Here is a 12,720-nt window from a genome sequence, read left to right as displayed (position 1 = left end):
TCAGGAGGTCGACGTGCTGGGCGCATCCGTCCGCTTCCCGGATCTTCACCACGGTCGACGCTACGATCAAGGTCCCTGCGCAGACCACTGGTCCCCAGAGCTGGTCCCCAAGTCAACCTCGCCGAGCTTTCGGACCAGTTGGAGGAGACGCTTGTGTCATCGCCGACGGGGCATCCGCGACGCACGTCCGAGGACCGCCGCCTGGTCAGGAGGCGGGTTCGCCAGGGACGGTCTTGGTGTGAGAACTCGCGACCCGCCGCCTGAGCTCGCGGATGGTGTCCTGCAATTGCCTGGAATCACTGCCGCACCACTCTGCTTCACTCTCCGGTTGCCAGGCCACCAGTTCGTCCAGGCGAGCGATCACCGTGGAGATCTCGGTTTCGGAGGTTCCGGTCCCGCGGTCGAATCGCCTTTTGGTGTCGTGCAGTTGGTGAGCCGCCCGATAGTAGGACAGTTGAGTTTCGCTGAGCCTGCGCATGGCGTAGCCGCCGCACTTGCTGCACCAGCCGAAGTCGGTGCGCGCCATGAGGTCGGCGACCGTGAGGAGGTCGTCGCCGGCCACGACCGCGCGTTCGTGGGCGTGTCGGCACAGCGGCGAGTGGCCCTTGCTCTCGGCCAGAGGGCTGGCGTTGGTGGTGTAGAGCTGGGCTGCGGCCAAGGGACCCAGAGGGAGTCCACTGCCGCTTCGCCAACGGTCGCTGCCGGGAAGGCGCGAGGCTGCGGCCACCGCACTGGCACTGTTGACCCTGGACCGACGTCTCGACTGAGCACGTCTCAAGCATGACTCAGGAGCTGCTGATGGATAACGTGCCACCAAATCTAGGGGCGAGGGGGGATCAGTGACCAGACTGCGGGGGGTAGCGATCGGGCTGACGGTCGCTGTGGCTGTGTCGACTGCCCTGCTCGCCCTTGCGAGTAATTCGGCGACTGAGGACGCTCACTGGCCGGGCATTCTTGATGCGTTACGAGAGCATCCATGGCCAGCAGTTGCCGTCATGCTCACGGTAGCGACCATCTTGCTGACCACCGTTTCAACGCGCCTGTCCGCCGTCGAGGAAGATCCGCCAGCCCCTGGGCCGGCCGAGATACCAAACTGGGTAATCGGTCGCTCCCAAACCGAACAGGCCATCGCCGCCGTGTGTTCCTCCCGACGGGGAGCCGCCGGCATCACTGCGGTGCTTGAGGGCGCTGGCGGGTTCGGCAAGTCTACGATTGCCGATCTGGTCTGCGCGAACCGCAGGGTGCAGCGGCGCTTCCGCGGCCGAGTCTTTCGGGTCACGGTGGGACGTGACGTCCGCGGACGTGCAGCGATTTCGGCCAAGGTTGGTGAGGTCACACGCTTCATCACGGGCAATACCGAGGTGTTCCAGGACCCGGAGATGGCGGGTGCGCACCTTGGTCGCTTGCTGCAAAAACACTCCCGGACCCTTCTTGTGCTTGACGATGTGTGGGAGGCAGAGCAGCTCAGACCGTTCGTGATCGGTGGCAGCAATTGTGTCCGGCTGGTTACCACGCGTCGTCCGGCGATACTTCCCGGGGCGGGCCATCGAATCGTGGTTGATGAGATGTCCCCGGCGCAGGCACGTCAGGTGCTGCTGCGCGAACTCCCGCCGCTGCCTCCGGAATGTGTGGAGGAACTCCTGAGAGCAACGGGCCGTTGGCCTCTGTTGCTGCGTCTGATCAACAGGGCGGTATTTGCCGAGAGTAGCTTCGTCACTGACGAAGGCGAACCTTCCAGAATGACGGCAGCTGCGGCAGCATCACAACGCATTTTGCGGGAGATGCGCGCAGCGGGGCCGACGGCGGTCGACGACCCGTGGGAACTCATCGAGCTGGACGACCCGAGGCATCGGGCCAAAGCGGTGCGGGCCACCATCGAGGCCGCTGCCGGGTTGCTGCCGGAGCACGGCGGGGATCGATTTGCTGAACTGTCCGTGTTCGCTGCGGATGATGCCATCCCTCCGGCGCTGGTGGAAGCCTTATGGCAGAGAACCGCGGGGTTGAGCTCTACCGCTTCCCAAGCTCTACTCGGGAAGATTACAGGGCTATCTCTTGCCAATCCCGTTCAGGGGGCGACAGGGTCGCTGGCCCTGCACGATGTCGTACGCGACTATCTGCGAGCCGAACTCGGCTCTGAGCGTCTGACGCAGACCAACGAGACATTTCTGGACGCGTGCGCCGCCCTCCTGCCGTCTGATAATTCAGACCCGTCGGACAGCGCCCCTAGTGGACGTCAGTGGTGGCAGACGGGATATGGATATATCCATGACAATATCCTGGACCACTTGCTGATGGCCGGGCGGACTACTGAGGCCGAGGCAACGAGTGGCGACTTGCGCTGGGTGGAATCACGCCTCTTACAGCGGGGAGCGGCCGCTGCACAGAACGATTGCCTCCGTGTCCCTACGGAGGGCTCACGCCAGCGAGCTCGCGACATCGCGCGGATCGCCCACCTTCTGACGCCTACGAACCCGGCGCACGCTGTCGTGGGAATCCTTCATGACCGCCTTAGCCACCTCCCTGCCTGGCGCGAACAGATCGTCTTGCGTCGCGCCCAGGGAGTGAATCCCGTTCTAGTCAGTTCCTTCGAGCTGCCGGACCTCCCCGGCTCGGTCTCTGAACGTGCCCTCAATGGTCATAAAAACTGGGTCCACTCTCTTGCATTCTCACCCGATGGCACGCGACTGGCCACCGCCGGCGACGACAGATCCATCCGGTTCTGGGATCCGTCGAGCGGCATGACCATGAGCTCGCTACGGGTGAAGACGCTCGACCGCATCTGCGACCTTGCCTATTCACCAGACGGAGCGCAGCTGGCCACTGTCGGGACGCGAGTACGGCTCTGGAACATCGCCACCGGTAAAGTCGCCCACACCCTTCCCCGGCGGCACACACGCAAAGGCCGCCGCGTGGCATATTCACCCGTTGGCGGCCAACTCGCTACGGCTGGCTGTGACGAGACGGTGCGGATCTGGGATCCGGCCACTGGGGCCTCCATCGGCATCCTGACCGGACACACCGACAGGGTCCGCGCCGTGGCCTACTCGCCCGACGGTGCACAAATCGCTACGGCCGGCTACGACGAAACAGTGCGGATCTGGGATCCGCTCACCAGCGCCTCCATCGGCGTCTTGACTGGACATACCAACAAGGTCCGTACGGTGGTCTACTCCCCCGACGGAGCACTGATCGCTGCTGCGGGGAATCAGGGCGTCGCGTGGATTTGGGACGTGGCCAGCAGGTCTCTGGTCCATACACTCGACGGCCACACGGGCGCGGTCTCAAGAGTGGCCTTCGCACCCGCCGGAGGACAGCTGGCTACTACGGGCCATGACGGAAAAGTGCAGATCTGGGACCTGGCCACCGGCGTCATCTCCCAGACACTGACCCGTCACACTGGGAATCTGTACGCAATGGCGTACTCTCCCGACGGACGACGCCTTGCAACCGCCGGCAAGGACGGTGCCGTGCTGCTCTGGGACCCGAACGGCTCGTCCGACGACTCCCGCTCCGCATGTGTGAGGGCCCTCGCCGTTGCACCCGATGGCACTCAGGCCGCTCTCGCTTTTCCCGGCCCAAACCATGCACTGCACGTTTACGAACTGGCTACCGACACGCTCCGCGCTTTCGCTGAACACCCTGATCGGGTACGCACGGTGGCCTACGCACCTGTCGAAAGCCATGTCGCGACCGGTTGCGACGACCATATTGTTCGTATCTGGAACCAAGAATCTGGCACCCTGGTACGTTCCCTCACAGGGCATACCGATTGGGTGAACGCGGTGACCTACGCCCCGAATGGAACCCAACTCGCCAGCGGGGGCGATGACTCCATGCAGCTATGGGACCTCGCCACAGGATCCGCCAAGACCCGCGTAAGGGCCAAAGTACTCGCGTTGGCATACTCCCCCGACGGAAGCCAGCTTGCTGTTGCAGTCGGCTTCCGCATTTTGATCATCGCTCCGGACTCCGGCAAGCCCAAGTACCGTCTCCGCCACCCCGGCAAGGTGAAGGCTCTGGCCTATTCGCCCGATGGCACCCGACTTGCTTCCGGAGACAAGGACGGCTATGTGCGGGTGTGGGACGCAGTAGCACCTGCGAGACCTACCTGTCTCCTCGAAATTCGCGGCCACAATAATCATTTGAGCCGAGTTTCAGATTTCGTCAATTCTTCGGTCACTGTAAGAGCCCTAGCCTACTCACCTGATGGCGCCTATTTGGCAACAGTCAGTGACGACCACTCCGTGCGGATCTGGGATCAACACGGGGTGTCGATCGCCATGACACGAACCGAACAGACACTCACTTCTCTCGCCTGGATCGGGGGTACTTCCTCTCGCCGCCTCATAGGTGGCGGCCGGGCTGGCGCGTATATCTGGGACTTGCTGTAACCCTCATAAGGGCGTGCAGAGAATTGACTTGCGGATTGGTGCCCAAGACCGGCCCGGCGGCCCCGCGTCGGAGCGCAACCCGCATTGATCCGCCCAAACCGGCTCCACCTTGTCCACTCCGACTCTGTCGGCCGTGGCAGGGCACTCCTCGTCCAGCCAGGTCCTCACCTGTCCGTCGCGCTGTCGACCTAGCCACCGCTGCCCACTGCAAGAAGCCTCCGTCGCTCAGTACCCGGGGCATTCCTGCACAGCCCGGAGCGTTCGATTGCGACAACGGCCGATGCGCCGTCACGACCTCCGGCACACCGGCCTGACCTGGTTCGCCGACGCCGGAGTGCAGATCCACATCCTGCGACGCATCGCCGGCCACGGATCGCTGACCACCACCCAGCGCTACCTGCACCCGGACATACACAAGATCTCGGCTGCCGGAACCGCACTCACCGCACACCTCGGCGCGTTGTGCGCCCCACGTACCCTGCCGAGCCCGCACGCCCTCACTCGTTGACACCGGTCAAGGAACGCCGGTCCTCAAGTGGTCCCCAAAAACGATTAAGGGCCGGTTTCGGATTGCTCCGAAACCGGCCCTGACCTCGACTCTCTCGAGTCGGGACGACAGGATTTGAACCTGCGACCCCTTGACCCCCAGTCAAGTGCGCTACCAAGCTGCGCCACGTCCCGATGCGCGTGTCTCGCGGTGTTCTGCGTGATCGCGCAAACAGAACTTTACCCCACGTTCGGGGGTGGTCCGCTCCCCCCGGCGGACGCCTGGCGAGGGACAATCGGCGTATGAGCACCGCACCCCGACCCGATGACCGTGGCCGTGACCGTGACGAGGAAGGGCGGGCCCGCAACGCGCGGCCGCGTGACGGGCTCGGGCGGCCGTTGCCGTACGGCACCGAGGGGGTGGAGCGGCAGCCCGAAGGGGTGACGCGTACGCCGGAGGAGACAGTCGCGCAGGCGCAGGCACTGCTCGACGCGGGGCGGCCCTTTCACGCGCACGAGGTCTTCGAGGACGCCTGGAAGTCGGGGCCCGAGGAAGAGCGCGACTTGTGGAAGGGGCTCGCTCAGCTGGCCGTTGGGCTGACCCACTCCGCCCGCGGCAACATCACGGGCGGGGCCCGGCTGCTGCTCAGGGGCGCGGATGCGATCGGCGCGGGGACGTGGGGGGAGCGGCCCCACGGGCTTGATCTGGACGGACTGGTGGTGTGGGCGCGGGAGTTGGCGCGGTCCCTGGAAGGGGACGGGCCCACGATCGACGCGGCCGAGCACGCCCCACGGCTGCGCGGGGCCGGCAGCGCGTGACGCCGTAGGGCCGGGTGGCAGACTTTCGCCGTGCGAAAGATTCATGTCATCGGCATCGGTGCGGGCGACCCCGACCAGTTGACCCTTCAAGCCGTCAAGGCCCTCAAAAGCACCGACGTGTTCTTCATCCTCGACAAGGGCGAGGAGAAGGACGACCTCGTCCGGCTGCGGCGTGACATCCTCGACGCGCACTGCGGTGACGGCGGTGGCGGCAGTGACGGCGGCAACGGCGCCTACCGCGTCGTCGAGGTGCGGGACCCCGCGCGTGACCGGAAGGCGGGCGGTGCGGACTACTCCCCCGCCGTCGCCGAGTGGCGCAGCCGCCGCGCGGACATCTACGAGCGGCTCATCGGCGACGAGCTGGGCGATGACGAGTCCGGCGCGTTCCTGGTGTGGGGCGATCCCGCGCTGTACGACAGCACGCTCGGCATTCTGGAGGAGATCCTCGACCGGGGTGCGGTGACCTTCTCGTACGACGTCGTGCCGGGCATCAGCAGTGTCTCCTCGCTCGCCGCCAGGCACCGCACCGGCCTGAACCGCGTCGGCCGCCCCGTGCAGATCACCACCGGGCGCCGCCTCGCCGACGGCGGCTTTCCCGAGGGTGTCGACGATGTCGTGGTGATGCTCGATGCCCAGCAGGCCTTCCGGCAGTACCAAGAAGGTCACGCAGGTGGCCGCCTGTACATCTACTGGGGTGCCTATCTCGGGACCCCCGACGAGATCCTCGTCTCCGGGCCGCTCGACGAGGCCGCTCCCCGCATCGAGGCCCTCCGGGCCGAGGCGCGCGAGCGCAAGGGGTGGATCATGGACACCTATCTGCTGCGCCGCAACCTGGACTGACCGAATGGGCGCGGTCGGCCCGTCCCCGCGTCACCGGACCGGACCGGCCCCGCATGCACGGGCCCGGGGGCGGTGTGAGGGTGACCGTGTGACCACCACCGCCGAGCCCGCCGCCGAGGCCCCTGAGCAGGGGCCGCCCGTCCTGGACAAGCGCCGCCGCAACATCGTCTTCGTGACGATCATGCTCGGGATGCTGCTCGCCGCACTCGACCAGACCATCGTGGGCACCGCGCTGCCCACGATCGTGGCGGATCTGGGCGGCGCCGAGCACATGTCGTGGGTCGTGACGTCGTATCTGCTCGCGGAGACCGTCGCCACGGTGCTCGTCGGGAAGTTCGGCGACCTCTTCGGGCGGAAGATCGTCTTTCAGGTGTCGGCGATCGTCTTCATCACCGGCTCGTTCCTGTGCGGTCTGTCGACGAACATGACGCTGCTCATCGCCTGGCGCGCCCTCCAGGGCATCGGCGCCGGCGGGCTCATGGTGACCTCGATGGCGTTGATCGCCGATGTGATCCCGCTGCGCGAGCGCGGCAAGTACCAGGGGGCGATCGGCGCCGTGTTCGGCGTCGCCACCGTGATCGGACCGCTGCTCGGCGGGCTCTTCACGGACCATCTGACCTGGCGCTGGGCCTTCTACGTCAACGTACCCATCGCGATCGTCGTGGTGATCGCCGCGGCCCGCACGATCCCCGTCGTGCGATCGGCGGTGCGTCCCGTCATCGACTATCTCGGCATCGCGTTCGTCGCGATCGGCGCCAGCGCGCTGATTCTGGCGACGAGTTGGGGCGGCAACCAGTACGCGTGGGGTTCGGGCACCATCATCGCGCTGTTCGTGGGCGGCGCGATCGCGCTCGCGCTGTTCTGTGTGGTCGAGACGCGGGCCGCCGAGCCGATGCTGCCGATGCGCCTGTTCGCCAACCCCGTCTTCACGGTCTGCTCGATCCTCAGCTTCATCGTCGGCTTCGCGATGCTGGGCGCGATGACGTTCCTGCCGACCTATCTGCAGTACGTCGACGGGGACTCGGCCACGATCTCGGGCGTGCGGACGCTGCCCATGGTGATCGGGCTGCTCATCGCCTCGATCTTCAGCGGCAACGTGGTGAGCAAGACCGGGACGTATCGGATCTTTCCCATCATCGGTGCCTTGGTCATGGCGCTCGGGCTCTATCTGCTCTCCCTCATGGGCAGCGAGACCAGCACCTGGCTCGAATCGCTGTACATGTTCGTCCTCGGTACCGGTATCGGGCTCTGCATGCAGGTCCTGACGATCGCCGTGCAGAACACCGTCGTCTACTCGGACCTGGGCACGGCGACCTCCGGAGTCACCTTCTTCCGTACGCTCGGCAGTTCCTTCGGCACCGCCGTGTTCGGCACCATCTACGCCAACACGCTGAAGCCGAACCTGGCGGACGGCGTCGCCGCCGCGGCCAAGGCGGGGGCCGCCGATCCCGCTGTCGTCGCCAAGGCCGCGCAGAGTCCGCAGGGGCTGCACGACCTTCCCCCGGAAGCCGCCGCGCCCATCATCAAGGCGTACGCCGACACGCTGCACACCGTGTTCCTGTGGACGGTTCCCGTGGCGCTGCTGGGGTTCGTGGTGGCCCTCTTCCTCAAGCAGGTGCAGCTGCGCGACAGCGCGCGGATGAGCTCCGCGGACATGGGCGAGGGCTTCGCGTCACCGACGTCGAGCGGCAGCTCGGACCGGGTGCTCGAACTGGCGGTCGGCAACATCATCCGCAGTACCGGTATGGACACCGCGCGTCGTGTCATCCGTGATTCCGACACCCGGCTCGACATCGCGGGCGCATGGGCCGTGATGCAGGTGTCGCTCTTCGACCGGATGGTCGGTCACGCGAGTCTCGGCCTCATTGCCGCCCGGCGGCAGCTGCCGTACGAAGTCCTGGTCCCGGTCTTCGACCGGATGGTCGAGGAGGGCTTCCTCACCCGCTCCGGCCTGCTCTTCTCGCACACGCCCGCGGGTGAGCGCGAGGCCGACGTGATCGGCAAGGCGTGGGCCAAGTGGCTGGGCGAGCAGGTGGAGAAGGACAGCGGCCGGCCCGCGGACCAGGACCTCGTCAAGGCCGTCGACGCGATCGCGAAGCGGCTGCTCGTGGAGGACCTGGAGCACGGCCTCGCCCCCGAGGCGCGGGGGCCCGTCCCGCTGAGCAAGGCCTAGGCCGGCGGCCGGGCCCGGACCGACGGCCGGGGCCCGCGCTCAGCGCAGCAGCAGCTGGAGGCCGCCGAGGACCGTGGCCCCGATCACCAGCTGCTCGAAGAGACGCTGGTTGATCCGGTGCACGACCGCCCTGCCGATGAGGGCGCCCGGGACGACGAAGAGCACGAGCGCCGCGTCGAGCAGCAGCGAGTGCGCGTCGATCAGACCGAGGCCCACGCTGAACGGCACCTTCGAGGTGTTGACGATGAGGAAGAACCACGCCGACGTGCCCAGGAAGCTCAGCTTCCGGAAGCCTGCGGAGAGGAGATACATCGACATCACCGGGCCGCCCGCGTTGGCGACCATCGTGGTGAAGCCGCCGAGCACGCCGTAGGAGGGGGCCTTGAGCCGGGCTCCGCGCGAGGACGCCGGCTCCTCCGCTTCGTCCGCGGGCGCCCGGCGGCGCCACAGCGTGATCGCCGCCATCAGGAGCAGGATCGCCCCGATCGACGTACGGACGACGGCGTCGTCGGCCCACATCAGGAAGACCGTGCCCACCACCACGCCGCCCGCGACGGCGGGGAACAGCCGCCACAGGGTGGGCCAGTGGGCATGGCGGCGGTAGGTGAGGACGGCCAGTACGTCGCCCGCGATGAGGACGGGCAGCAGGACACCCGTCGACTCGCGGGCCGGAAGGACCGCGGCGAAGACGGCGAGGCTGACCGTGTTGGCCCCGCTGACGGCGGTCTTGGAGAAGCCGACCAGCACCGCGGCCGCGGCGAGCGCGGCGTATTCCCAGAGGGATACGTCCATCAGAGATATGTCCATGCCAGCAACAGATGCTAGGCCCAACTATCTCCGCGCCGTCAGCGGCGGCCACATCCTGGACGCCCGGACCGCCGGGGGCCTACGCCCCGCTGTAGGTGACCCGCAGCTCCCGCTTGAGGACCTTCATGCTCGGTCCGAGCGGCAGCTCGCCGGTGAACTCCACGCGGCGCGGGTACTTGTGGCGGCCCAGGTGCTCCTTGGACCAATCGGTGATCCGCGCGGCGTCCGGCGCGGAGCCGGGCGCCGCGACGACGACGGCGCAGATCTCCTCGCCGTGCACCTCGTCGGGCAGACCGATCACGGCGACGTGCGCGACGTCGGGGTGGCGCATGAGCACCTCCTCGACCTCGCGCGGGTAGACGTTGAACCCGCCGCGGATGATGACGTCCTTCTTGCGGTCGACGATCGCCAGGAACCCGTCGGCGTCCTTGGTGCCGAGGTCCCCGGTGCGGAACCAGCCGTCGACGACGGCCTCGGCGGTCGCCTCCGGGCGTCCCAGGTAGCCGGAGAAGACGTTGTGCCCGCGGACCACGACCTCCCCCAGCTCCCCGGTGGGCAGCAGCTCGATCCGCCCCTCGACGTCGGCGCGGGCGATCTCCACGTCCACGCCCCACAGCGGGTGGCCGATGCTGCCCGCCCTGGTGCCGAAGACGGGCTGGTTCACGGAGGCGGTGGGCGAGGTCTCGGAGAGCCCGTACCCCTCGTAGACCGGTACGCCGAAGGCCGCCTCGAAGCGCTCCAGTACGGCTACGGGCAGCGAGGCACCGCCGGAGATCGCGAGCCGCAGCGCGGGCAGCTCGGCGGCCGTCGCCGCGGCCGCCACCAGGTTCACGTACATCGTCGGCACCCCGTGGAAGGTGTTGACGCCCTCCGCCGCCATCAGCGCGATGGCCCGCGCGGCGTCGAAGCGCGGCAGGAGGACGAGCGTGGCGCCGGCGCGCCAGGTGGCGTTCATGGAGACGGTCTGGCCGAACGCGTGGAAGAGCGGGAGCGCGCCGAGCGCGACGTCGTCGCCGCGCACGTCGTGGGCGTCGAAGGCGCAGACCGTTGCGTTCATCACCAGGTTGAGGTGGCTGAGCACGGCGCCCTTGGGCACGCCCGTGGTGCCGCTGGTGTAGAAGACGACGGCGGGGTCGTCGGCCTCGCGGGTGACGTAGCTGGTGAGCGGCTGGGCCGCGTGCGCCAGGGTGTCGAGCTCGCCGTCCGCGCCGAGGGTCAGCATCCGTACGCCGGTCGCCGCGGCGGCGGCCTTGCCCGTCTCGGCCTGCGCGGGGTGACACAGCAGCAGGGTGGCGCCGCTGTCCCGCAGGACGTGCTCGACCTCCTCGGCGGAGAGCAGGAGGTGTACGGGGACGACGACGCCGCCCGCGGCGAGGATCGCGTAGTAGGCGCGCGGGAACTCGGCGGTGTTGGGCGCCATCAGGGCCACCCGGTCCCCCGGCCCGACCCCGAGCTCCCCGAGCGCCGCCGCCCGCGTGCGGGCCTGCTCCCACAACTCGCCGAAGGAGAGCCGCAGTTCACCCTCGACGAGGGCGGTGCGGTCCGGGTGACGGCGGGCGGGCTCGGCGAGGATCGCGGCGAGGGACAGCGTGGCCATGGGTGATGCTCCGATTCCTTGCGTTCCGTGCGGCCTGGGTGGGCTGTGCGGCCTGGGGCCGTGCGGCCTGGGTGGGCTGTGCCGCCTGGGGCCGTGCGGCCTGGGGGCTGTGGGATTCAGCCGCGTTCGACGAGCAGCGCGCTGCCCTGGCCGACGCCCACGCACATGGTGGCGAGGCCGCGGGCCGCGCCGGTGCGGCGCATGCGGTGCAGCAGCGTGGTGAGGATGCGGGCGCCGGAGCAGCCGAGGGGGTGACCGATGGCGATGGCGCCGCCGGTCGGGTTCACCAGCTCCGGGTCGATGCCCAGGGCGTCGACGCAGGCCAGGGCCTGGGCCGCGAACGCCTCGTTGAACTCGGCCTCCTCGAGGTCGCCGATGGACCAGCCGACGCGGGTGAGCGCCTTCTGGGTGGCGGGGACGGGCCCGATGCCCATGACGTCCGGATGCACGCCGGCGGAGGCGCCCGCGACGTACCGCCCGAGGGATTCGAGCCCGAACTCGTTCAGGGCTTCCTCGCTGACCAGGAGGAGCCCGGCCGCGCCGTCGTTCATCGGCGACGCGTTGCCCGCGGTGACGGTGCCGCCCTTGCGGAAGACGGGGCGCAGGCCGCTGAGCTTCTCGTACGAGGTGTCCTCACGGACGCATTCGTCGCGCTCGAAGAGGGTGCCGTCGGGGAGGGTGACGGGGAGGATCTCGGCGTCGAAGTGGCCGTTCTTGCGGGCCTCGGCGGCGCGGTGGTGGCTGCGGAGGGCGAAGGTGTCCTGGCGCTCGCGGGAGACGCCGTGGCGCTGCGCCACTTCCTCCGCGGTCTCACCCATGGCGAGGACGCCGTGCAGGTCCTTCATCGCGGGATTCACCAGGCGCCACCCGAGGCGGGTGTCGACGGTCTCCATCTTGTGCGGCAGCGCTTCGTCGGGGCGGGGCAGGACGAAGGGGGCGCGGCTCATCGACTCGGAGCCGCCCGCGAGGACGACGTCGGCCTCGCCGGACGCGATGGTGCGGGCGGCTGCGGTGACGGCTTCCATGCCGGAGGCGCAGAGGCGGTTCACGGTGGCGCCGGGCACGGATTCCGGGAGCCCTGCGAGGAGGGCGGCCATGCGGGCCACGTTGCGGTTGTCCTCGCCCGCCTGGTTGGCGGCGCCCCAGTAGACGTCGTCGATCCGGGCGGGGTCCAGCTCGGGGGTCCCCGCGAGGAGACCGCGTACGACGGTGGCGGCGAGGTCGTCCGGGCGGACGGAGGAGAGGGTGCCGCGGAGTTTGCCGATGGGGGTGCGGCGGGCTGCGGCGAAGTGGACTGGGCGCACGATACGGCTCCGGATCGTTTGCGGTCGTCGTCTGCGGGGTTGCGGCGCAACGGCGTGACGTAAATTAGCACTGCTAGTTTTGGAGTGTACGGGCAGCGAGCGCCGGGCGGAAGAGCGATCTTTCCCATATACCGCGCCTGGGCCCTGGACCTACCGGGGGCTCCTCCCCAGACCCCGGCCCTCAAACGCCGGACGGGCTGGAATGTTCGGGGGGCCGATCGGGGGTGGGCACCCACCGGCGACAGACCGGGGGGCTCCGCCCCCAGACCCCCGCTCCTCAAACGCCGGAGGGGCTGAACATTC

8 protein-coding genes, 1 tRNA gene and 1 pseudogene are annotated in these 12,720 nt (G+C 68.3%); 5 read left to right on the top strand and 5 right to left on the bottom strand.

Translation table 11 applies throughout. From position 1 onward, the window contains the following. Nucleotides 1-205: 205 nt before the first annotated feature. Nucleotides 206-658 (bottom strand): hypothetical protein, encoded by a 453-nt coding sequence (locus ACIGXX_RS09615; protein ID WP_399974244.1) that lies wholly within the window; start codon nt 656-658, stop codon nt 206-208. A 181-nt stretch (nt 659-839) separates the two neighbouring features. Here ACIGXX_RS09615 and ACIGXX_RS09610 point away from each other — a divergent pair, with 181 nt between their 5' ends. Next, nucleotides 840-4,391 (top strand): NB-ARC domain-containing protein, encoded by a 3,552-nt coding sequence (locus ACIGXX_RS09610; RefSeq protein ID WP_399974241.1) that lies wholly within the window; start codon nt 840-842, stop codon nt 4,389-4,391. A gap of 280 nt (nt 4,392-4,671) precedes the next feature. After that, nucleotides 4,672-4,899, top strand: a pseudogene (locus ACIGXX_RS09605) (tyrosine-type recombinase/integrase); the annotation flags it as partial. Between the two features lie 99 nt (nt 4,900-4,998). Here the strand turns inward: ACIGXX_RS09605 and ACIGXX_RS09600 are convergent. Next, nucleotides 4,999-5,072 (bottom strand) — tRNA-Pro (locus tag ACIGXX_RS09600). A 108-nt stretch (nt 5,073-5,180) separates the two neighbouring features. On the opposite strand from ACIGXX_RS09600, the gene ACIGXX_RS09595 reads away from it, so the two are divergent. The 3 genes from ACIGXX_RS09595 (at nt 5,181) to ACIGXX_RS09585 (ending at nt 8,709) form a co-directional block, all read left to right on the top strand. Further along, nucleotides 5,181-5,696 (top strand): DUF309 domain-containing protein, encoded by a 516-nt coding sequence (locus ACIGXX_RS09595; RefSeq protein WP_399974238.1) that lies wholly within the window; start codon nt 5,181-5,183, stop codon nt 5,694-5,696. A 30-nt stretch (nt 5,697-5,726) separates the two neighbouring features. After that, nucleotides 5,727-6,536, top strand: a complete 810-nt coding sequence (gene cobF / locus ACIGXX_RS09590) for a precorrin-6A synthase (deacetylating) (protein WP_366462768.1) — start codon at nt 5,727-5,729, stop codon at nt 6,534-6,536. Nucleotides 6,537-6,624: 88 nt separating this feature from the next. Beyond that, entirely contained in the window at nt 6,625-8,709 is a 2,085-nt protein-coding gene (locus ACIGXX_RS09585; RefSeq protein ID WP_366462769.1) for an MDR family MFS transporter, read from the top strand. A 39-nt stretch (nt 8,710-8,748) separates the two neighbouring features. On the opposite strand, the gene ACIGXX_RS09580 is transcribed toward ACIGXX_RS09585, so the two are convergent. The 3 genes from ACIGXX_RS09580 to ACIGXX_RS09570 all read right to left on the bottom strand — a co-directional run bounded on the left by ACIGXX_RS09580 (nt 8,749) and on the right by ACIGXX_RS09570 (nt 12,417). Then, nucleotides 8,749-9,516: a sulfite exporter TauE/SafE family protein gene (locus ACIGXX_RS09580; protein ID WP_399974233.1), complete on the bottom strand. Its 768-nt coding sequence runs from the start codon at nt 9,514-9,516 to the stop codon at nt 8,749-8,751. Between the two features lie 79 nt (nt 9,517-9,595). Then, nucleotides 9,596-11,113 carry a long-chain fatty acid--CoA ligase gene (locus ACIGXX_RS09575; RefSeq protein WP_399974230.1) on the bottom strand — a complete coding sequence of 506 codons (1,518 nt, stop codon included), beginning with the start codon at nt 11,111-11,113 and terminating at the stop codon, nt 9,596-9,598. 116 nt (nt 11,114-11,229) lie between these two features. After that, nucleotides 11,230-12,417: a thiolase family protein gene (locus ACIGXX_RS09570; protein WP_383823553.1), complete on the bottom strand. Its 1,188-nt coding sequence runs from the start codon at nt 12,415-12,417 to the stop codon at nt 11,230-11,232. Nucleotides 12,418-12,720 lie beyond the last annotated feature (303 nt).

The sequence above is a fragment of the Streptomyces sp. NPDC055243 genome (assembly GCF_044544025.1).
Taxonomy (GTDB): domain Bacteria; phylum Actinomycetota; class Actinomycetes; order Streptomycetales; family Streptomycetaceae; genus Streptomyces.
The sequence above is the reverse complement of the archived record's forward strand: the minus strand, read 5'-3'. Positions and strand labels throughout refer to the sequence as shown.